The sequence below is a fragment of the Wenjunlia vitaminophila DSM 41686 genome, from assembly GCF_000380165.1.
Taxonomy (GTDB): domain Bacteria; phylum Actinomycetota; class Actinomycetes; order Streptomycetales; family Streptomycetaceae; genus Wenjunlia; species Wenjunlia vitaminophila.
Genome location: NZ_KB904713.1, coordinates 1 through 19,620 on the forward strand (window position 1 = coordinate 1; position 19,620 = coordinate 19,620).

The 19,620-nt window shown below is 71.4% G+C and carries 20 protein-coding genes and 1 tRNA gene; 15 read left to right on the top strand and 6 right to left on the bottom strand.

The features are described from left to right. The 6 genes from A3IG_RS32100 to A3IG_RS0123975 form a co-directional block, all read left to right on the top strand. Positions 1-653, top strand: a 653-nt coding sequence (locus A3IG_RS32100) for a DUF6292 family protein (RefSeq protein WP_244885054.1), incomplete at its 5' end; no start/stop codon positions are given. Positions 654-697: 44 nt separating this feature from the next. Continuing rightward, positions 698-1,144, top strand: a complete 447-nt coding sequence (gene ssb, locus A3IG_RS0123955; RefSeq protein ID WP_018386135.1) for a single-stranded DNA-binding protein — start codon at positions 698-700, stop codon at positions 1,142-1,144. An 88-nt stretch (positions 1,145-1,232) separates the two neighbouring features. Continuing rightward, positions 1,233-2,126 carry a bifunctional DNA primase/polymerase gene (locus A3IG_RS0123960; protein WP_018386136.1) on the top strand — a complete coding sequence of 298 codons (894 nt, stop codon included), beginning with the start codon at positions 1,233-1,235 and terminating at the stop codon, positions 2,124-2,126. 190 nt (positions 2,127-2,316) lie between these two features. Next, a complete protein-coding gene (locus A3IG_RS0123965; protein WP_018386137.1) occupies positions 2,317-3,525 on the top strand; it encodes a DUF3631 domain-containing protein in 1,209 nt (402 codons plus the stop codon). Positions 3,526-3,695: 170 nt separating this feature from the next. Continuing rightward, complete coding sequence (locus tag A3IG_RS0123970; protein WP_018386138.1) at positions 3,696-3,905, top strand: helix-turn-helix domain-containing protein; 210 nt, start codon at positions 3,696-3,698, stop codon at positions 3,903-3,905. Positions 3,906-3,978: 73 nt separating this feature from the next. Continuing rightward, positions 3,979-5,163 (top strand): site-specific integrase, encoded by a 1,185-nt coding sequence (locus tag A3IG_RS0123975; protein WP_018386139.1) that lies wholly within the window; start codon positions 3,979-3,981, stop codon positions 5,161-5,163. A gap of 101 nt (positions 5,164-5,264) precedes the next feature. Here the strand turns inward: A3IG_RS0123975 and A3IG_RS0123980 are convergent. Beyond that, positions 5,265-5,338, bottom strand: a tRNA-Pro gene (locus tag A3IG_RS0123980). Between the two features lie 65 nt (positions 5,339-5,403). After that, positions 5,404-6,336 carry a metallophosphoesterase gene (locus tag A3IG_RS0123985; RefSeq protein WP_018386140.1) on the bottom strand — a complete coding sequence of 311 codons (933 nt, stop codon included), beginning with the start codon at positions 6,334-6,336 and terminating at the stop codon, positions 5,404-5,406. A gap of 61 nt (positions 6,337-6,397) precedes the next feature. Between A3IG_RS0123985 and A3IG_RS0123990 the strand changes: the two genes are divergently transcribed. After that, positions 6,398-6,862 (top strand): GatB/YqeY domain-containing protein, encoded by a 465-nt coding sequence (locus tag A3IG_RS0123990; RefSeq protein ID WP_018386141.1) that lies wholly within the window; start codon positions 6,398-6,400, stop codon positions 6,860-6,862. A gap of 196 nt (positions 6,863-7,058) precedes the next feature. Here A3IG_RS0123990 and A3IG_RS0123995 read toward each other — a convergent pair whose 3' ends face one another. Next, positions 7,059-9,236: a transglycosylase domain-containing protein gene (locus tag A3IG_RS0123995; RefSeq protein WP_018386142.1), complete on the bottom strand. Its 2,178-nt coding sequence runs from the start codon at positions 9,234-9,236 to the stop codon at positions 7,059-7,061. A gap of 401 nt (positions 9,237-9,637) precedes the next feature. On the opposite strand from A3IG_RS0123995, the gene A3IG_RS31085 reads away from it, so the two are divergent. Continuing rightward, positions 9,638-9,955: a WhiB family transcriptional regulator gene (locus A3IG_RS31085; protein ID WP_040912222.1), complete on the top strand. Its 318-nt coding sequence runs from the start codon at positions 9,638-9,640 to the stop codon at positions 9,953-9,955. A 327-nt stretch (positions 9,956-10,282) separates the two neighbouring features. Here A3IG_RS31085 and A3IG_RS0124005 read toward each other — a convergent pair whose 3' ends face one another. Further along, a complete protein-coding gene (locus A3IG_RS0124005; protein ID WP_018386144.1) occupies positions 10,283-11,722 on the bottom strand; it encodes an ArsA family ATPase in 1,440 nt (479 codons plus the stop codon). After that, on the bottom strand, positions 11,719-12,795 hold the full coding sequence (locus A3IG_RS0124010; protein WP_026220606.1) for an ArsA-related P-loop ATPase: 1,077 nt from the start codon (positions 12,793-12,795) through the stop codon (positions 11,719-11,721). The genes A3IG_RS0124005 and A3IG_RS0124010 overlap by 4 nt, the downstream gene beginning before the upstream one ends. Before the next feature lie 442 nt (positions 12,796-13,237). On the opposite strand from A3IG_RS0124010, the gene A3IG_RS33425 reads away from it, so the two are divergent. The 4 genes from A3IG_RS33425 to A3IG_RS0124030 all read left to right on the top strand — a co-directional run bounded on the left by A3IG_RS33425 (position 13,238) and on the right by A3IG_RS0124030 (position 15,839). Continuing rightward, positions 13,238-13,399: a DUF4177 domain-containing protein gene (locus tag A3IG_RS33425; protein ID WP_018386146.1), complete on the top strand. Its 162-nt coding sequence runs from the start codon at positions 13,238-13,240 to the stop codon at positions 13,397-13,399. A gap of 61 nt (positions 13,400-13,460) precedes the next feature. Beyond that, positions 13,461-13,925: a RidA family protein gene (locus tag A3IG_RS0124020; protein ID WP_018386147.1), complete on the top strand. Its 465-nt coding sequence runs from the start codon at positions 13,461-13,463 to the stop codon at positions 13,923-13,925. Between the two features lie 40 nt (positions 13,926-13,965). Further along, on the top strand, positions 13,966-15,015 hold the full coding sequence (locus tag A3IG_RS31090) for an NUDIX hydrolase (RefSeq protein WP_236719243.1): 1,050 nt from the start codon (positions 13,966-13,968) through the stop codon (positions 15,013-15,015). Further along, entirely contained in the window at positions 15,012-15,839 is an 828-nt protein-coding gene (locus A3IG_RS0124030; RefSeq protein WP_018386149.1) for an MBL fold metallo-hydrolase, read from the top strand. The genes A3IG_RS31090 and A3IG_RS0124030 overlap by 4 nt, the downstream gene beginning before the upstream one ends. A gap of 21 nt (positions 15,840-15,860) precedes the next feature. Here the strand turns inward: A3IG_RS0124030 and A3IG_RS0124035 are convergent, their stop codons facing one another. After that, on the bottom strand, positions 15,861-16,535 hold the full coding sequence (locus A3IG_RS0124035) for a Crp/Fnr family transcriptional regulator (RefSeq protein ID WP_018386150.1): 675 nt from the start codon (positions 16,533-16,535) through the stop codon (positions 15,861-15,863). Between the two features lie 221 nt (positions 16,536-16,756). Between A3IG_RS0124035 and nth the strand changes: the two genes are divergently transcribed. Genes nth through A3IG_RS0124050 form a run of 3 tightly spaced genes read left to right on the top strand, consistent with a single transcriptional unit; the run spans position 16,757 to position 19,592 of the window. Next, the gene (gene nth / locus A3IG_RS31095; protein WP_236719244.1) at positions 16,757-17,656 is read left to right on the top strand and encodes an endonuclease III; all 900 of its coding nucleotides are present in this window, start codon (positions 16,757-16,759) and stop codon (positions 17,654-17,656) included. After that, positions 17,653-18,390 carry an NUDIX hydrolase gene (locus A3IG_RS31100; protein WP_018386152.1) on the top strand — a complete coding sequence of 246 codons (738 nt, stop codon included), beginning with the start codon at positions 17,653-17,655 and terminating at the stop codon, positions 18,388-18,390. The genes nth and A3IG_RS31100 overlap by 4 nt, the downstream gene beginning before the upstream one ends. Further along, positions 18,387-19,592: a MarP family serine protease gene (locus tag A3IG_RS0124050; protein WP_018386153.1), complete on the top strand. Its 1,206-nt coding sequence runs from the start codon at positions 18,387-18,389 to the stop codon at positions 19,590-19,592. The genes A3IG_RS31100 and A3IG_RS0124050 overlap by 4 nt, the downstream gene beginning before the upstream one ends. The last annotated feature ends 28 nt before the right edge of the window (positions 19,593-19,620 follow it).

Genomic DNA, 19,620 nt, shown 5'->3' on the forward strand with positions numbered 1-19,620 from the left:
TGACCGCCGCGTGGCCGGGCACCCTCGGCGCCATCATCGGAACCGTCCAGCTCACCGGCGTCCACCGCGCCACCGGCGGGTGCTGCGCCCCCTGGGGCGAGCCCGACGCGTGGCACTGGGAACTCACCCAGCCACGGCCGCTGCCGGACCCCATCCCCTGCCCCGGGCGACTCCGGCTGTGGACACCACCCCCGCAGGTCCTCCAGCAACTCGCCCACGCCACTCCTACCGCCTCGGCGGCCAGCGTGCCCTACCACGACGCGCACACCCCGTACATCAGGGCCGTCGCCAAGGCCCTGGCGGCACTCGGAGTCGCCGTCCACGACTGGGACACCATGCCGGACGACCCCCGCACCGCACACATCACCCTGGACACCGGCCCGGCCACGGCCGCGTACGGCGATGCGGACGTGGGCCTGCTGTGGTCCGAGGAATCGGGGTGGGCCATCGCCTGGGACACCCGAGAATCCGGCCGCTACGAAGCGCTCGCCGACCTCGGCGACGACGTGCTGCCCACCCCCCAGACCCTCGCCGAGCTGACCCGAGACGCCCTCACCACTCGCCCCGCACCCCTGCACGGCCGGTGGGCCACCTACCGCGACTTCGGCGACAACGACAACTTCGAGGACCGCCTGACCACCTACCACGACTGACACCGACACCAGCCACAGCAGCGCCATCTACACAAAGGAGTGCCATGTCCCTCGGCGAGACCCCGATCACCGTGATCGGCAACCTCACCAGTGACCCCGAGCTGAAGTTCACCGACAGCGGAGCGGCCCTGGCGAAGTTCACCGTCGCCTCCACCCCCCGCTCCTACGACAAGGACACCGGCCAGTGGAAGGACGGGACCGCCGCATTCTTCCGGTGCGCCGCCTGGCGGAGCCTGGCTGAGCACGTCGCCGAGAGTCTGACCAAGGGCAGCCGCGTGGTGGTGTCCGGCCGGATGCGCCAGCACAACTGGACCACCCCCGAGGGTGAGAATCGCTCGATGCTCGCCATCGAGGTGGACGACATCGGCGCGTCGCTGCGGTTCACCACCGTCACCATCGGCGGCAAGCCCGCGGCGAGTCCCACGCCCAGTGACGACCCTTGGGCCAACCCCGCGCCGACGGCCCCGACCGGGGCGGAACCGCCGTTCTGACCATGCCCGGGGCGACCGCACTTCTCGCCAAAGACCCACGGTCGCCCCGGCCCAACCCGTCCCTACAACAGAACAGGAGAACACCAGCATGGCCCAACCCGTGCCCGGTCGGCGACCCACCGACCGGCACCCCCTCCTGGCCACCGCACTCCGGCTCGCCACACACGGCGTGCCCGTGCTGCCCCTGCGCGGCAAGCGCCCCCTCGCGAACTGTCCCGCCTGCGCGGACAGCGTGTGCGGGGACCGGCCGAACATGAAGCAGGCCGGACCGTGCGCGTGCCCGCGGCCCTGCCACGGCTGGGCCGCAGCCTCGACCGACACCGCGGTCATCGCCTCCCCGCCCTGGCTCACGGCCTGGCGACAGGCCGACGCTGTGGCCTGGCACCCTGCCGGAGCCGGAATGACCGTGGTGGACCTCGACAGTCCCGACGCGGTGGCGTGGGCCCGCACCACCCTGCCCCCCACCCGAACCGTGCCCACCACCCGCGGAGAGCACTGGATCTACCGCGGCACCATGCCCTCCGTCTGCGCCGTCCGCCCCGGAGTAGACATCAAATCCACCGCCGCTTACACCCGGTGGCGCGGCCCCGGGGCAGGTACCACGCTGCCCCTGCCTGACGCCATCCGCGCGCTGGCCTCGAAGGAAGAAACCACCCCCGCCCCCAGGGGGGCGGGTGGCCTCTTCACCCGAGCACGCTGGGACCGGACCGTGGCCACCGGCTGCCGCCACACCGAGCGGTACGTCCGCACCGGCCTCGACCGCGGCCTAGCCAAGATCCGAACCCACCGCGAGTCCGGCGCCGGATCACAGGCGTACGGCGTCGCCCGGTTCCTCGCCGGGCTGCACTCCTCCTGCCCCGGCCCGTGCGGCCTGGACGCCATCGGGCACGAGATCGTGACCGCCGCGGTCTCCGTCGGCGTCCCCGAGGCGTACGCCCACCGCGCCGTCACCCGCGGCCTCGCTCTGCCGGGCGCCTCATGACCCCGACGCGGCCGGTGTCCGCCACCGCCACCGCACCTACGGCTGGCGAGTGCGGCCGACAGGCGTCGCCCGACAGGGCGTCCATTCAGCTTGTCCCACCGACATCCCACACCAGCGCCTCCCACGCGGCTCGGTCTCGGCTGCCCGCACCCGACACGGCACCCGCCTCCAAGCCCGCCCCGAAAGGCACATGATGAGCACCGATCCCATTGACGGCGCCGCCTTGTTGACCGATGTCGAGCGCTTCCACAGGCGGTTCAACGCGTTCCCCTCCGAGGCCGCTTACGTCGCCGTGGCCCTGTGGGACGCCCACACCCACCTGCTCGACTGCTTCGACAGCACGCCCCGTCTCGCCTTCCTCAGCCCCGAGCCAGGCTCGGGCAAGACGCGGGCGTTGGAGGTGATCGCCACGCTGGTACCCCGACCCATGCACGCAGTCAACGCCAGCCCGGCCGCGCTGTTCCGCGCGGTCGCGGATCAGGGAGGACGGCCCGTCATTCTCTTCGACGAGATCGACACCGTCTTCGGGCCGAAGACCAAGGGCGACAACGAGGACCTGCGCGGCCTGCTCAACGCCGGCCACCGCCGCTCCGGTGTGTCCTACCGGTGCGCCGGGGACGGCGGTACCCAGACCGTGGTGGCGTTCCCCTCGTACTGCGCCGTGGCCATGGGGGGACTGGGCAGCCTCCCCGACACGATCCTGGCCCGGTCGGTCATCATCCGGATGCGCCGCCGGGCCCGCACCGAGAAGGTCGAGCCGTACCGACACCGCATCCACGAACCCCAGGGCAACGCCCTCCGCGACAGGCTTGCGGACTGGGCTCAGCAGGTCCGGTCGGTGGTGGACGGGGTGTTCCCCGAGATGCCCGACGGCATCACCGACCGCCCCGCGGACGTGTGGGAGCCGCTGCTGGCCGTGGCCGACGCGGCAGGCGGTGACTGGCCCCAACGGGCCAGGGACGCGTGCGTGGAACTCGTCACCGCGGTCACCACCGACGACCGAGCGTCCCTCGGAGTCCGACTGCTGACCGACCTACGCGACCACATCTTCCCCGGCGAGACCGCCGTGTCCACCGTGGAAATCCTCCACCTCCTCAACGGCATGGAGGAATCCCCCTGGGGAGACCTCGACGGCCGACCGCTCAACCCCCGCTCCCTGTCGGCGATGCTCCGCGAGTACGTCACCGCATCCGGCAAGCCCATCGGACCCCGGTTCCTGCGCATCGGTGGCCAGCCCACTAAGGGCTACCACCGCGACGACCTCACCGACGCCTGGAACCGCTACTGCCCCCCACCCCCCGAGACTGCGGTTGCATCGGTTGCGCCACCTGCCAGAGGCCTGCTGATCAGCGAAGACGCTGCAACCGATCACGCAACCGATCCGGCGCTGCAACCGTAGCGCCGCAGCAACCGTCCGGACGCCCCTGGGTGGGGTGCAACTGAAGTTATCGGTTGCACCCCGCCCATCGGTTGCAGAGAACACGCCGCTGACCTGCGCTGTAGCCGATGCAACCGATGCAACCGATCCCTGAGGGCCAGGGCGACGCACTCACGAGGAGGCACCGCCGCATGAGCATCGCCGTCGACCCCGCCGAACAGTTCCTCTACCGGCCCGAAGAGGCCGCCAAGCTACTCCGTATCGGCCGTTCGATGGTCTACGAAGAGATCCGACTCGGACGCCTTCAGACCGTCCGCATAGGTCGGCGTCGACTCGTGCCGATGGAGTACATCCGGCGGTATGTCGAACTTCTCAAGCGCGAGGCAGAAGCCGCTGCTTGACCTCTCCATCACTCAGTTCCACAGGGCCGCGCCCCGAAGGGCACGGCCCTGTCCCATGGAGGCACAACAGAAGATGAGCGACACCCCGAAGCGCACCCGGGCTGGCCACGGTGCGGACACGATCTATTGGGACCCCGCCAAGAAGAGCTACGTCGGAGCTGTCTCCCTGGGGTACGCACCGAACGGCAAGCGCCGTCGCCCGAAGGTGTATGGCAAGACCAAGACCGAGGTACGTCAGAAGATCCGGGACTTGAAGAAGGAGGTACAGACCGGGGTCAAGGCTCCGGCCAACTACACCGTGGCCGACGCGGTGAACGACTGGTTGGAGCGCGGACTCAAGGGGCGGGACGAGAAGGGCACCATCGGCAAGAACCGCTCGATGGCGAACAAGCACCTGATCCCGTTCATCGGCAAGGCCAAGCTGAAGGAACTCAGCGCGGACGACGTCGATGACTGGTTGGACGGCAGGGCCGAATTCCTCGCGACGCGAAGCCTGCGTGACTTGCTCGCCATTCTGCGCCGCTCCATCGCGCACGCTCAGCGTAGGGACAAGGCCGCGCGGAACGTCGCCCAGCTCGTCACCGCGCCCGAGGGGCGCCCCGGCCGGCCGAGCAAGGCACTCAACTTGGAACAGGCCAAGGCCGTGCTCACCGCCGCGCGCCCGTCACGGCTCTACGCCTACCTCGTGCTGTCGCTCCTCAGCGGTGTGCGCACGGAAGAGGCGCGGCCCCTCACCTGGGATCACGTCTTCCTGGAGACGACGGACGGCATTCCGGCTCATGTCGCGGTGTGGCGTTCGGTGCGCAAGCACGGGGAGACCAAGACCAGGAAGAGCCGCAGGACCATCGCTCTGCCGAAGCAGGTGGTCGATGTCCTCGAAGAACACATGCGGTGGCAGAAGCAGGAGCGGGCATCGAGGGGGATGGAGTGGAGCCCGACCGGTCGCGTCTTCACCACCCGGAGCGGCGAGCCCCTCGACGCGGCCAACGTCCGGCGGGACTTCAAGGCCATCGTGAAGAGGGCGGGACTGAAGCCTGAGTGGACGCCGCGGGAGCTCCGGCACAGCTTCGTGTCGCTGCTCTCGGATCACGGCATCCCGTTGGAGCGCATCGCGCTGCTAGTTGGTCACAGCAGCCAGGCGACCACGGAGGCCGTCTACCGCAAGCAGCTCCGGCCCGTGATCACGCAGGGTGCCGAAGCGATGGATGACATCTTCGCCGAAGATCAGGAGGGGGAGCAGGCGGAGGACGAGGGTTAGGCCGACGCGGTGGCCTGACCAAAATCGTTTGGCCCCCTCTTTGGCCCCCCGAGCACGACAGAAGGCCAATCGCGATCACGCGATTGGCCTTCTGACCAGAGTCGGGGTGGCGGGATTTGAACCCACGACCTCTTCGTCCCGAACGAAGCGCGCTGCCAAGCTGCGCCACACCCCGAATCAACGCTCACTACTCTAGCGGACGCCTTCGCCCAGGCGAAATCCGTTTCCCCGCGGGTGTGCTCAGGGTCGGGCGCGGGGGACCAGGGTGAGCAGGGTGGCCTCGGGGAAGCAGGCGAAGCGCACCGGGGTATAGCGGTTGGTGCCGCAGCCGGCGGAGACGTGGAGGTAGGACTCGTGGCCGCCGGCCCGGTGGGTGGACAGGCCCTTGACCCGCTCCGGGTCCAGGTCGCAGTTGGTGACGATGGCGCCGTAGAACGGGACGCAGAGCTGGCCGCCGTGGGTGTGGCCGGCCAGGATCAGCGGGTAGCGGTCGGCGGTGAAGGAATCCAGGACCCTCAGGTAGGGGGCGTGGACCACGGCGAGCGAGAGGTCGGCCGCGGGGTCGGGGCCGCCGGCGACCTCCGTGTAGCGGTCGCGCTTGATGTGCGGGTCGTCCAGGCCGGTGAGCTCGACCTCGAGGTGGTCCAGCTTGACCCGGCCGCGGGTGTTGGTGAGATTGACCCAACCGGCGGAGTCGAACCCGTCGCGGAGCTCCGTCCACGGGTTGTGGATGGCGCCGGTGATCGGGCGGTTGCCGTTCGTGCCGTGGCGTCCGGTGAGCCGGGCGGTGATGTAGCGGCCGGGGTTGCGAAGACGGGGCCCGTAGTAGTCGTTGGAGCCGAAGACGTAGGCGCCGGGGAACTCGAGCAGTGGGCCGAGGGCGTCCAGCACGTCGGGGACCGCGGTCGGGTCGGAGAGGTTGTCCCCGGTGTTCACCACCAGGTCGGGCCGCAGACCGGCCAGGGACTGCAGCCAGCGCTGTTTCTTGCGCTGGCCGGAGACGAAGTGGATGTCCGAGATCTGGAGCACGCGCAGGGGGTGGGCCCCGGGGGGCAGCACGGGCACCTCGACACGACGGAGGCGGAATGCCCGGGCCTCGTACCCGGCGGCGTAGGCGATGCCCGCGGCGGTGGCCGCGGCGACTCCCAGGGGTACTCCGAACAGCGGTCGCATGGCTCCATCGTTGCAGAAATCGACTACGCGCCCGAACCGGAGGGCTGGCAGACTCGGCCGCATGACCACGCTCAAGTCTCGTCTCAGGGACGATCTCACGACCGCCATGAAGCAGCGTGACGACCTGGCCGCGGCCACGCTCCGGCTGACGCTCTCCGCGATCACCCGGGAAGAGGTGGCCGGCGAGGCGGCGCGCGAGCTGTCGGACGACGAGGTGCTCACGGTGATCAGCCGCGAGGCGAAGAAGCGCCGCGAGGCCGCCGAGGCGTTCGAGATGGGTGGCAGGGCGGAGGCGGCGGAGCGGGAGCGCGCCGAGGGGAAGGTGCTCGCCCGGTACCTGCCACAGCAGCTCTCGGACGACGAGCTGAGCGCGGTGGTGGCGCAGGCCGTGGCCGAGGCCGCGGCGAACGGGGCGGAGGGGCCACGCGCGATGGGCGCGGTCATGAAGATCGTGAACCCGAGGGTGACCGGGCGGGCCGAGGGCGGCCGGGTGGCCGCGGAGGTGCGCCGGCAGCTCGGCGGGTGACGCCCGCGGCCCCGGGCTGCCGCGCTCCCGGGGTTCCCGGTGGGGNCCGGCCCCGGCAGACGGCTCGGGTGTGCCCCGCCGTGCGGGGCACACCCGTGGTGAACCGGTGGTCAGTGGTGGCGCCGGGGCCGGCTACGCGGCCTTCGGTGACGGTGGCCGGGGCTGAGCTGACCGGGGCGTGGGCTCAGGGCCATGACTAGTCGCGTCCCTTGTTCCGCCCTCCGGGGGTGCCTCCGTCGGTGATGTCGCCCGGCAGGGAGATGTCCGGCTCGCGGTCCTCCTTGTCCTTCTCCTTGTTCTTGGGCTTCCCCTTGCTCTTGGGCTTCTCGGGCTCTGGGAGCTTGATGTCGACGAAGTCGGGGTCGGGCTTGCCCTCCAGGGCGCCGCTGACCGCGTCCCGCCAGATCGGCGCGGGACCGTCGGCACCGTAGACCTTGGGGTAGTACTTGCCACCGATGGTGATGTCGATCATCTTGCGCTTGTGCTCCGGGTCGCCCATCCACACCGCGGCGGACATGTTCGGCGTGTAGCCGACGAACCAGGCCGCGTAGCGGAAGTCGGTGGTGCCCGTCTTGCCGGCGCTGGCCCGGTCGCTGAGGCCGGCCTGCTGGCCGGTGCCGAAGTCCACCACTCCCTTGAGCATGGCGTTGATGGTGTCCGCGGTCTTCTCGGTCATGGCCCGCTTGCAGTCGGGTCCGGGTGCCCGCACCTTCTTGCCCTGGGCGTCCCTGACGGACTCGATGGCCCGGGGAGCGCAGTACACCCCGCGGTTGGCGAACGCCGCGTAGGCGCTGGCCATGGTCAACGGTGAGACCTCGTTGACGCCGAGGGTGAACGAGGCGCCCACGCCGAGCTCCTCGCCGCTGGCCCGCTCCTTTATCCCCAGGGAGCGAGCCATCTTGGTGACGTCGCACAGGCCCGTGTCCGCCTCCAGGGAGACGAAGTAGGTGTTGACCGACATCTTCATGGCCTCGGTCATGTAGTACGGGCCCTTCTCGGACTCGGACTCGTTGGGCACGGTGCCCGGGTCCCTGAGGGTCTCGCCGGCACAGTTGGTCATGTCCGGCCAGGGCATCTCGTACGGGGACGGGTAGACCTTCGCCGGGCTGATCCCCTTCTCCAGCGCCGCCGCCGCGGTGATCGGCTTGAACGTGGAGCCCGGCTGGTAGCCGGCGCCGCCGCCCATGGCGTCGTCCACGGAGTAGTTGATCACCGTCTCGCTCTTGCCGAAGCCGTACGGGCGGCTCTGTGCCATGGCACGGATCTTGCCGGTGCCCGGCTCGACCAGGGTGACCGCCGCGGCCACCGGGTCGCTGGCGTTGACGTGGTTGTTGGCGGCGGCCTGGGCGGACTTCTGCGCCTTGGGGTCCAGGGTGGTCTTGATGGTCAGGCCGCCCTCGTTCCAGCGCTTGGCCCTGGCCTTCTTGGACTTGCCGAAGGTGGGGTCGGACAGGAAGATCTCCCGCACGTAGTCGCAGAAGAAGCCCGCTCCGTCCACCGCGGTGATGCAGCCGTTCTTGGCCTTGCTGACCTTCAGGCCCAGGGGCTTCTTCTTCGCCTCCTCGACCTCCCGCTTGCTGATGTCACCGACCTCGTACATCCGCTGGAGCACCATGTTGCGCCGCTTCTTGGCCTCGTGCTCGTCGTTGATCGGGTCGAAGCGGCTCGGGGACTGGACGACGCCGGCCAGCAGGGCCGACTCGGTGAGGTTCAGGTCCTTGGCGGACTTGCTGAAGTAGCGCTTCGCCGCGGCTTCGACCCCGTAGGCCTGCTGCCCGAAGAAGGTGATGTTGAGGTAGTTCTCCAGGATCTTCTTCTTGCCGAGCTCTTCCTCGAGCTGGATGGAGTACTTGAGCTCCTTGATCTTGCGGCCGAGGGTCTGCTTGGTCGCCTGGGCGACGGCCCCGGCGTCGTCGCCCGCCTCCTCGACGAAGACGTTCTTCACGTACTGCTGGGTCAGCGTGGAGGCGCCCTCGGAGACCTCGCCGGACTCGGCGTTCTTGGTCAGGGCGCGCAGGATGCCCTTCAGGTCCACCGCTCCGTGCTCGTAGAAGCGGTCGTCCTCGATGGCGATGATCGCCTGCTGCATCGTCGGGGAGATGTCCTTGAGGTCGACGATGGTGCGGTCGCGGGAGAACACCGTGGCGATCTCTCCGCCGTTGACGTCGAGGATGTGCGAGGCCTGACTCAGCGTCGGTTGCTTCAGCTCACCGGGGAGCTCGTCGAACCCTTCCGCGGTGTCCTTGACACCCAGCCCCATGGCGCCCACGACCGGGAGCGCGATGCCGGCGAGGACCACGCCGGAGAGCACGCTCACTCCGAGGAAGTTGACGGCTTGCCGTACGGCCGCACCGCCCGAACCCTTGTAAGCCATGGGGTCAGCCTACGTGGCGATTCCACGTACATGCGCCCATGCGTTCGCTTACTCTGGTCGGGCTGCCCGGAGCGCAATGACGAGTGAGTGCGCCCTTGCGCGCTGTGATGCTCCCGGGCTGGGCGCCGGAGCCCGTCACTTGTCTTGGCATATGCCAAAAATGGGGGAGTGATCGCCGAGGGGAACGGCTTGGTGGGGTGATTTGCGGTGTATGTGGTAAAAAACCATCGCTCACTCCGACGGGTGATCTCCTACCTACCCATAGTCCGTTCGGGCCATTCAAGATTGAGCCCCAAGGGGCTGTTGAACCGTATCCCTCTTCCGTAACGTCCCGAGTGGTGGCGGCGAATTTGCCGTTGCCGCCGTGGGGGAGCCTCGATTCGGGAGAGGACGGCGCCAGCATGAGCTGGGTTACCGACTGGAGTACGCAGGCAGCGTGTCGCACCAGCGATCCGGACGAGCTGTTCGTCCAGGGGGCGGCACAGAACCGGGCGAAGGCAGTGTGCACCGGATGTCCCGTGCGGACCGAGTGCCTCGCCGACGCCCTTGACAACCGCGTTGAGTTCGGCGTGTGGGGTGGCATGACGGAACGCGAGCGCAGAGCGCTGTTGCGCCGCCGTCCGCTGGTGACCTCCTGGCGCCGTCTGCTGGAGACCGCGCGCAGCGAGTACGAGCGCGGCACCGCGACGCTCGAGCAGGACTACGCGGAGGCGGGCTGACCGCCGGATCGGTCTCGGCCGGCCTCCGGTGCGGCCGTTCCCCTGGGCCCTGGACGGGGCCCGGCCCGGTTCTGCCCTCCTGCCGCGTCCGACGGGGCTGCCGGTGGCGTGCGTCGTCGTCGTGCCCCCGGGGGGAACGCGCGGTCGTCGGCGTTTGTTGCGTGCCCAGCCAGCCAGCCAGCCAGCCAGCCAGCCGGGCCCGGGAGCCGTGGCGTGGAATCCCGGGTCCGCTGGGAGGCGTGGGGCCAGAGAGGCGTGGGGTCAGACGAACGCCTGGGCTCCGCGACGCGCCGGCTCGTCTTCCCTCGCAGGTGCTCGCGGCTGCTTTCAGCCTCCGGCGAGGCGCTCACCGATGGCACGGAGACCGTCGAGGTCGTGGACGTCGCCGGGCAGCGCAGACACCTCCACTATGGGAACTTCCGGGTGCACGGTGACGAACCGGTCGCGGGTGCGCCGCTCTCTGGCGATGACGTGCATCCTCTCGGCGTGTAGACGCAGCAGCCCGGCGGCGAGCAGTTCCGCCGAGTGCTCGGTGGGGGTGTCGTCGGTGGGCGTGGTGCCCCCCGGCGTGTTACCGGTGGAGTTCGTGGGGTCGGTGGAGCCTGGTGTGGCGACCGGTCGGGTGCCGGCCGGACCGGTCGTGAGCTCGGACGAGGCGCGGGAACCGGGGGGGAGGGTGGCGCCGTCCTCGTCCTCGGGAGAGGTCTTGCCGGTCCGCAGTGCAGCTTTCCCCTGTTGACGATCCTTAATGCCTACGATTGCTTGATTCTCGATGGACTCGACGACGTTCCTGGTGGGGGCCGTGGACGAGGAGTCCTCCGCCGCGTCCTGGAGCGCCTCGGCCGCGGCCAGCGCCCGTTCCGCGGTGAGTTCGGGAGCGCCGCTGCGGTGCACCCGGTTCAGGACCAGGCCGGCCAGCGGCATCCGCTCGTCGGCGAGCCGTTCCACGAAGAAGGACGCCTCGCGCAGTGCGTCCCGCTCCGGCGCGGCCACCACCAGGAAGGCGGTGCCGGGGGCCTGGAGGAGCTGGTAGGTCTTCTCCGCCCGGTCGCGGAAGCCGCCGAACATCGTGTCCATGGCGGCGACGAAGGTCTGCACGTCCCGCAGCACGTGGGCGCCGAGCACCTTGTTGAGCGTGCCCGTCATCATGCTCATCCCCACGTTGAGGAACTTCATCGCGCTGCGCCCCCCGACCTTGGCCGGGGCCATCAGCACCCGGATGAACCGGCCGTCCAGGAAGGAGCTCATCCGCTGCGGCGCGTCCAGGAAGTCCAGCGCGGACCGGCTCGGCGGGGTGTCCACCACGATCAGGTCCCACTCGTCCCTGGCCCTGAGCTGCCCCAGCTTCTCCATCGCCATGTACTCCTGGGTTCCGGCGAACCCCGCGGAGAGCGACTGGTAGAAGGGGTTCTCCAGGATCATGCGGGCGCGTTCCGGGTCGGCGTGGGTGAGGACGATCTCGTCGAACGTCCGCTTCATGTCCAGCATCATGGCGTGCAGCTCGCCACCGGCCTCCTCGCCCACCCCCTCGACCCGGCGCGGGGAGTTGTCCAGCTCGGTCAGGCCCATGGACTGGGCCAGGCGCTTGGCCGGGTCGATGGTCAGGACGACGACCTTGCGGCCGCGTTCGGCGGCCCGCACGCCCAGGGCCGCCGCGGTGGTGGTCTTGCCGACGCCGCCGGAGCCGCAGCACACCACGATCCGGGTCCTGGCGTCGTCCAGGATCGGGTCCACGGCCAGGGGGGTCACCGCCAGGTTCCCGTTCATGCCGCTCCCTGTTCGCGCAGGGCCCCGGCGAGGCGGTAGAGCCCGGCCAGGTCCACGCCCTCCCCCAGCAGCTCCAGCTCGTACCAGGGCCGGCCGAGGCCCTCCACCTCGGCGCGCTCGGTCTGTTCGAGCAGCAGCCGTTCGGCGTGCTCACGGGCCTGTTCCAGCAGCGGCTCCAGCAACTCCTCGGCACCCCGGGAGCGGCCCGAGCCGGTGCCACCGGCCGCTGCGCCCCGTCGGGTCCCGCCGGCCCGGCTCGCCCTGTCACCCGTAGCGGACCGGGTGCCCGCGCGTTCGCGGCCCCTCCGGCCGTCCCCGAGGCCCGCCGCGACCAGCGCCGCGGCGACGGCCTCCCGGCCGTCCCCCTCCACCGCGCGGACCGCCGCCTCGTCCAGCACGCCGGGACGCACCATGTTCACGACCACGCCGCCGACCGGCAGTCCGACGGCGCCGAGCTCGGCGACGCCGTCCACGGTCTCCTGCACGGGCATCTCCTCCAGCAGCGTCACCAGGTGCACCGCGGTCTCCGGGGAGCGCAGCACCCGCATCACCGCCTGGGCCTGGTTGTGGACGGGGCCGAACCTGGCGAGCCCGGCCACCTCGGTGTTGACGTTCAGGAAGCGCGTGATCCGCCCGGTGGGCGGGGCGTCCATCACCACCGCGTCGTAGATGCGTCGCCCGCTCTTGTCCTTGCGGCGCACCGCCTCACAGGCCTTCCCGGTGAGCAGGACGTCGCGCAGCCCGGGGGCGATGGTGGTGGCGAAGTCGATGGCTCCCAGTTTGTGCAGGGCCTTTCCGGCGCGGCCGAGCTTGTAGAACATCTCCAGGTAGTCGAGGAGCGCCAGTTCCGGGTCGATGGCCAACGCGAACAGGTCGCCGCCGCCCGGGGCCGCGGCGATGCGGCGTTCCTCGTAGGGCAGCGCTTCGGTCTCGAAGAGCTGCGCGATCCCCTGTCGCCCCTCCACCTCGATGAGCAGGGTGCGCCGCCCCTCGGCGGCGAGGGCGAGGGCGAGCGCGGCGGCGACCGTGGTCTTCCCGGTGCCGCCCTTACCGCTGACGACGTGGAGCCGCACGCCCTCCCAGTCGGGGGCCAGACCGTTGCGGACTACCGCGTTCCGACGCTTCGGACTCACGTCGTGAGCCTAACCACCGGGGCGTCCGGATATGTGCCGGGCCCTCCCATCCCGGGAAGGACGGGTGCCGGCCACCTCCCGTGGGCGGACTGGCCGAAACCGAGTGAGTGGTGAAGGTTCTGCGGGGAAAAAGAGCTAGAAGATTCAATAATCCGCTGGAAAGGTTTGCCGGTGCAAGGCTTTCCTGGTCGGCGCCGCAGTTCGTCGCATTCGACGGACCGTGCGCAGCACCGGCGGGGCGCCAGGGCCGACCGGGCCGAACAGGGGCGGTTCCGGCCGGCCCGGCCACCCCCGGGGCCCGCGACGTCAGCCGCCCGCCAACTGGCCCCGTGCCGCGGGCCGTCGGCGGATCCCACGGGCCACAGGGCATTAGAGTCAGCCCATGACCAAGTACGAGTACGCCACGGTGCCGCTGCTGGTGCACGCCACCAAGCAGATCCTGGACACCTGGGGCGAGGACGGCTGGGAGCTCGTCCAGGTCGTCCCCGGCCCGAACAACCCCGAGCAGCTTGTCGCCTATCTGAAGCGGGAGAAGCAGGCGTGACCAGGCACGACGAGGACCGGGCCGCCGATGGGGCGGGTCGCAGGACACCGGTGAGGACCGTATGAGCGTCATCGAGGACCGACTCGCCACCGTTGGCCTCAGCGTGCCCGAGGTGGCCGCGCCGGTGGCCGCGTACGCGCCAGCGGTGCGCTCCGGCCACTACGTCTACACCTCGGGCCAGCTCCCGGTGGTGGACGGCAAGCTGCGGCTGACCGGGAAGGTGGGCGCCGAGGTCACCGCGGACGAGGCCCGGGACCTGGCCAGGACCTGCGCGCTCAACGCCCTGGCGGCGGTGAAGTCGGTCGTCGGCGACCTGGACCGCGTGGTCCGGGTGGTGAAGGTGGTCGGCTTCGTCGCCTCAGCGCCGGACTTCACCGCGCAGCCCGGCGTGGTCAACGGGGCCAGCGAACTGCTGCTCGAGGTGTTCGGCGACGCCGGGGTGCACGCCCGCAGCGCCGTCGGCGTCTCCGTGCTGCCCCTGGACGCGCCGGTCGAGGTGGAGCTCCAGGTCGAGATCACGGACTGACCCGGTGCCCGCCGTGCCCGCGGAGGGTTAGCATCCGGGCATGGCATCGGCATCCGAGGCATCCGAGGCACCCCGGCCCTCCCGGGCCAGCACCGCTCCCGTACCACCCCGGACCGCTCCCGGAGCCCCCGCGGCTCCCGGCGCCACTTCGGACCCCATCGCCGCGGCGCCCGGTGACCTCGGCGGCGGTGTCGAGCCGGGGAGCGGCCAGGGCTCCCCGTCGCGGTGGCCCGCTTCCTGGCCGGACCGGATCAGGGCGCTGGCCCGCGGGGACCTCGAACCGGTGCCGCCCAGGCGGGCGGCGACGGTGATGCTGCTGCGGGACTCGCCGGCCGGGCCCGTCGTCCACCTGCTGCGCCGGCGCGCCTCCATGGCCTTCGCCGCGGGCGCGTACGCGTACCCCGGCGGCTCGGTCGATCCCCGGGACGAGCACCCCCACCTGCGGTGGGCCGGCCCGGACGCTGACTGGTGGGCACGGCGCCTGGGGTGTGGCCCCAGGGTCGCCCAGGCCGTGGTCTGCGCGGCGGTGCGGGAGACGTTCGAGGAGTCCGGTGTGCTGCTGGCCGGCCCGGACGCCGACTCCGTGGTGGCGGACACCACCGGCGACGACTGGGAGGCGGACCGCGCCGCGCTGGTCGCCCACGAGCTGCCGTTCGCCGAGGTGCTCGCCCGCCGCGGACTGGTGCTGAGGTCGGACCTGCTGGGCGCCTGGGCCCGGTGGATCACCCCCGAGTTCGAGGAACGGCGCTACGACACGTGGTTCTTCGTCTGCGCACTGCCGTCCGGGCAGCGCGCCCGCGACGTCTCGGGCGAGGCCGACCGCACGGTGTGGCTGAGCCCCGCGGAGGCCGTGGCCCGCTACGACGCCGGGGAGTTCTCGATGTTGCCGCCGACCGTCAGCACCCTGCGCCAGCTCGCCGGCCACCGCAGTGCCCGGGCGGTGCTCGACGCCGCGGGCGGCCAGGACATGGCGCCGGTGCTGGCCACCGCCCGGATCGAGGCGGACCGCGTGGTGCTGACCTGGCCGGGGCACGACGAGTTCACCGAGGCGGTGCCGTTCAGCGGCCCGGTCCCCGGGGCCGGGCGGTGAGCGGCGAGCTGCCCGGTGACCCGCGGCCGGGGGTCGGTGGTCCCGCGACCCCCCGGGCCACCTGCGTGCTGGCCCCCAACCCGTCGCCGATGACCCTGGACGGCACCAACACCTGGATCATCGCCGAACCCGACGCGGAACTCGCGGTGGTGGTCGATCCAGGGCCGCTGGACGAGGGGCACCTGCGCCGGGTGGTCCACGTCGCGGAACGGGCGGGCAAACGGGTCGCACTGACCCTGCTCACCCACGGGCACCCCGACCACGCGGCGGGGGCGGCGAGGTTCGCGGAGCTCACCGGTTCCCGGGTGCGCGCCCTCGACCCGGGGCTGCGCCTCGGCGACGAGGGTCTCGCGGCAGGTGACGTGATCACGCTCGGCGGCCTGGAGCTGCGGGTGCTCGGCACCCCCGGGCACACCGCGGACTCGCTCTGCTTCCACCTGCCGGCCGACGGCGCGGTGCTCACCGGCGACACGGTGCTGGGCCGGGGCACCACGATGGTCGCCCACCCGGACGGACGGCTCGGTGACTACCTGGACTCGTTGCGCAGGCTCCAGGAGCTGACGGTCAACGGGGAGGTGGACACCGTGCTGCCGGGGCACGGTCCGGTGCTCGCCGACGCCCGGGGCGCGGTGGAGTTCTACCTCGCGCACCGGGCGGCCAGGCTCGCCCAGGTGGAGACCGCCGTGGAGGGGGGCGCGCGCACCGCACCCGAGGTGGTGGCCCGGGTCTACGCCGACGTGGACCGCGCGCTGTGGCCGGCCGCCGAGCTGTCGGTGCGGGCCCAGCTCGAGTACCTGAGCGAGCACGGACTCATCGACGGCTGACCGACCCGGGCCCGACCGCGGTCAGCGGGAGCGCTTGGCCAGCCGCTCCACGTCCAGCAGGATCACCGCGCGGGCCTCGAGCCGGAGCCAGCCACGGCTGGCGAAGTCGGCCAGGGCCTTGTTGACCGTCTCCCGGGAGGCGCCGACGAGCTGCGCGAGCTCCTCCTGGGTGAGGTCGTGGACGACGTGGATGCCCTCGTCCGACTGGACCCCGAACCGCCGGGACAGCTCGAGGAGCTGCTTGGCGACGCGCCCGGGGACGTCGGAGAAGACCAGGTCCGACATGACGTCGTTGGTGCGGCGCAGCCGGCGCGCCACGGCCCGCAGCAGTGCGGTGGCCACCTCGGGGCGGGCGTTCAGCCAGGGCTGGAGGTCGCCGTGGCCCAGGCCCAGGAGCTTGACCTCGGTGAGCGCGGTGGCGGTCGCGGTGCGGGGGCCGGGGTCGAACAGCGACAGCTCGCCGATCATCTCTCCCGGACCGACCACCGCGAGCATGTTCTCCCGGCCGTCCGGGGAGGTGCGGTGCAGCTTGACCTTGCCCTCGGTGACGACGTACAGCCGGTCGCCGGGCTCACCCTCGTGGAACAGGGAGTCGCCGCGGGCGAGGGTGACCTCGGACATGGAGGCACGCAGCTCGGCGGCCTGCTCGTCGTCGAGCGCCGCGAAGAGCGGGGCGCGCCGCAGAACGTCGTCCACGAGTGTCCTCCTAGCGGGGGAAACCCCCCTCATACCCAACGGTAAAACAGTGCGATCAGTCACAAGTTTGACGTACGACGGGGCGGGTGGGTGCACAGGGGGCCGGTTGGAGTGGGTTCTCGCGTGCAAAGCCGTGTGGTCAGGGCGAGCACGTAGGCTGACTGAGTGCCCAAAGTGCCTGCGCGGCACGGTGGGGCGGCCGGTCGGGTGAAGGAGGCAATGTGGATTCAGCCGTGGGCGAACAGGGCGCCAGCAGGCCGGGCGGCGGGCGGAGGCCCAAGCCCGAGTCGCGTCTCGCGCTGGTACGCCGGGCGCGGCGGATCAACCGGGAGCTCGCCGAGCTCTACCCCTACGCGCACCCGGAGCTGGACTTCGAGAACCCCTTCCAGTTGCTCGTGGCCACGGTGCTCTCCGCGCAGACCACCGACCTGCGGGTGAACCAGGTCACACCCGGCCTCTTCGCCCGCTACCCCACGCCGGACGACCTGGCGGCGGCGGACCCGGAGGAACTGGAGCAGCTCATCCGGCCGACCGGCTTCTTCCGGGCCAAGGCCAAGTCGCTGCTGGGGCTCTGCACCGCCCTGCGGGACCAGTTCGACGGCCGGGTCCCCGGCCGCATCGAGGACCTGGTCACCCTGCCCGGAGTCGGGCGCAAGACGGCCAACGTCGTCCTGGGCAACGCCTTCGGGGTGCCCGGCATCACCGTGGACACCCACTTCGGGCGGCTGGCACGGCGTTGGCGGTGGACCGCCCAGGACGATCCGGACCGGGTCGAGGCGGAGGTCGGCGCGCTCTTCCCGAAGAGCGAGTGGGTGATGCTCTCGCACCGCGTCGTCTTCCACGGCCGCCGGACCTGCCACTCGCGCAAGCCCGCCTGCGGGGCCTGCCCGATCGCCCCGCTGTGCCCCTCCTACGGCGAGGGCGAGACCGACCCGGAGAAGGCCCGGAAGCTGTTGAAGTACGAGCTCGGCGGTCAGCCGGGGCAGCGCCTCAAACCGCCGGCGAACTACCCGGGCGAGCCGGCCCCGCCGCTGGCTCCCCCGTCGGCTTCCGGCCGTCCGGTGGCTGCCCTGCCGGCAGCCGACGGGGCCCCGGCCGACGGCCCGGAGGAGCGGCAGTGACCACCGCGGGTGGGGTGCGGGTCACCGCTGAGGGCCTGCCGCGGTGGCTGCTCCCGGTCGCCGACGCGGCCCGGACGGTGCGGCCCGAGCAGCTCAGCCGGTTCCTGCCCCCGGAACGCGGGGGCCGCGCCTCGGCGGTGCTGATGCTTTTCGGCGAGGGGGCGCGCGGCCCCGATCTGCTGCTGATCGAACGCGCCAGGGAACTTCGCTCGCACGCCGGCCAGGTGTCGTTCCCCGGCGGGGCACTGGACCCCCCGGACGGTGACCCGGAGGGTGAGGGGCCGCTGGTGGCGGCGTTGCGCGAGGCCGAGGAGGAGACGGGCCTGCGTCGGGACGGGGTGCAGGTGTTCGCGGCGCTGCCCCGGCTGTACATCCCGGTGAGTGACTTCGTGGTCACCCCGGTCCTCGCCTGGTGGCGCGACCCCACTCCGGTGGCCCCGGTGGACCGGGCGGAGGTGGCGGCGGTGATGCGGGTCCCGCTGAGCGAGCTGGTCGACCCGGACAACCGGGTGCTGGTCCGCCACCCGAGCGGCCACCGGGGTCCCGGCTTCCTGTTGGGGGACTCCCTGGTGTGGGGGTTCACCGGTGGGGTCATCGACCGGGTACTGCACTACTCCGAACTGGAGCGCCCCTGGGACCGCGGCCGGGAGGTCGAGCTGTCCGCCGACGCCCTGCGGCTCGACGCCCGGGACGGGGCCCGAGGAGTGCTCCGCCGAGGGAGCCGCGGAAAGTGAACGTGCTGGACATCCTGCTGCTGCTCGCCGCCGGGTGGTTCGCAGTGATCGGCTACCGCCAGGGGTTCGTCGTCGGCATCCTGTCCGTGGTCGGCTTCCTCGGCGGCGGGATACTGGCCGTCCTGCTGCTGCCCCTGGTCTGGGACCGGGTCGCCGAGGGGAACTCGGACAGCTCGGTGGTGCCGGTGCTGGCGGTCGTGATCGTGATCGTCTTCGCGTCGGTGGGCCAGGCCCTCACCACCCAGCTCGGCAGCCAGGTCCGCGAGCACATCACCTGGCAGCCCGCCAGGGCGCTGGACGCCACCGGCGGCGCGCTGGTCAACGTGCTGGCGATGCTGGTGGTCGCCTGGCTCCTCGGCTCGGCGCTGGCGGTCACCACGCTGCCCACCATCGGTCGGGAGGTGCGGGCCTCCCGGGTGCTGGCAGGTGTGTCCGACGTGATACCGCAGCAGGCCAACTCCTGGTTCGCGGACTTCAGCTCGGTGCTGGCGCAGAACGGGCTCCCGCAGGTCTTCCAACCGTTCCAGAACGAGCCCATCACCGACGTTCCCGCACCCGACCCGGCCCTGACCGGGAGCCCGGTGGTGGCGCGGGCCAAGCAGAGCGTGGTCAAGGTGATGGGTACCGCGTCGGGCTGCGACAAGGTGCTCGAGGGCACCGGCTTCGTGTACGCCCCGCACCGGGTGATGACCAACGCGCACGTGGTGGGCGGCGTGGACGAGCCGACCGTGCAGATCGGCGGGGAGGGCAGGCTCCTCGACGCCACCGTGGTGCTGTACGACTGGGAGAAGGACATCGCCGTCCTGGACGTGCCCTCGCTCGGCGACGACCACCCCACGCTGGACTTCGCCACCGACGACGCCGTGGCCAGGGACGACGCGATCGTCGTGGGGTTCCCGGAGAACGGCTCGTTCGACGTGCGGGCGGCCCGCCTGCGGGGGCGCCTCGAGGCGTCCGGCCCGGACATCTACCACCGCGGCACGGTCCACCGTGACGTGTACTCGCTCTTCGCGCTCGTCCGCCAGGGCAATTCGGGCGGTCCGCTGCTCACGCCGCAGGGCGACGTCTACGGGGTCATCTTCGCCAAGTCGCTGGATGACGACGAGACGGGTTACGCGCTGACCGCGGACGAGGTGCGCGAGGAAGCGGAGGCGGGCCTGCGGGCCCAGGGCCCGGTGGACACCCAGGACTGCGCCCTGTAGCGGCCGGCCCGGGACCCGCCGGGGTGGT

Excerpts from the sequence above, each read along its gene's own strand:
- ssb (WP_018386135.1), top strand. The coding sequence starts at position 698 with ATGTCCCTCGGCGAGACCCCGATCACCGTGATCGGCAACCTCACCAGT.
- A3IG_RS0123960 (WP_018386136.1), top strand. The coding sequence starts at position 1,233 with ATGGCCCAACCCGTGCCCGGTCGGCGACCCACCGACCGGCACCCCCTC.
- A3IG_RS0123965 (WP_018386137.1), top strand. The coding sequence starts at position 2,317 with ATGATGAGCACCGATCCCATTGACGGCGCCGCCTTGTTGACCGATGTC.
- A3IG_RS0123970 (WP_018386138.1), top strand. The coding sequence starts at position 3,696 with ATGAGCATCGCCGTCGACCCCGCCGAACAGTTCCTCTACCGGCCCGAA.
- A3IG_RS0123975 (WP_018386139.1), top strand. The coding sequence starts at position 3,979 with ATGAGCGACACCCCGAAGCGCACCCGGGCTGGCCACGGTGCGGACACG.
- A3IG_RS0123985 (WP_018386140.1), bottom strand. The coding sequence starts at position 6,336 with ATGCGACCGCTGTTCGGAGTACCCCTGGGAGTCGCCGCGGCCACCGCC.
- A3IG_RS0123990 (WP_018386141.1), top strand. The coding sequence starts at position 6,398 with ATGACCACGCTCAAGTCTCGTCTCAGGGACGATCTCACGACCGCCATG.
- A3IG_RS0123995 (WP_018386142.1), bottom strand. The coding sequence starts at position 9,236 with ATGGCTTACAAGGGTTCGGGCGGTGCGGCCGTACGGCAAGCCGTCAAC.
- A3IG_RS31085 (WP_040912222.1), top strand. The coding sequence starts at position 9,638 with ATGAGCTGGGTTACCGACTGGAGTACGCAGGCAGCGTGTCGCACCAGC.
- A3IG_RS0124005 (WP_018386144.1), bottom strand. The coding sequence starts at position 11,722 with ATGAACGGGAACCTGGCGGTGACCCCCCTGGCCGTGGACCCGATCCTG.
- A3IG_RS33425 (WP_018386146.1), top strand. The coding sequence starts at position 13,238 with ATGACCAAGTACGAGTACGCCACGGTGCCGCTGCTGGTGCACGCCACC.
- A3IG_RS0124020 (WP_018386147.1), top strand. The coding sequence starts at position 13,461 with ATGAGCGTCATCGAGGACCGACTCGCCACCGTTGGCCTCAGCGTGCCC.
- A3IG_RS31090 (WP_236719243.1), top strand. The coding sequence starts at position 13,966 with ATGGCATCGGCATCCGAGGCATCCGAGGCACCCCGGCCCTCCCGGGCC.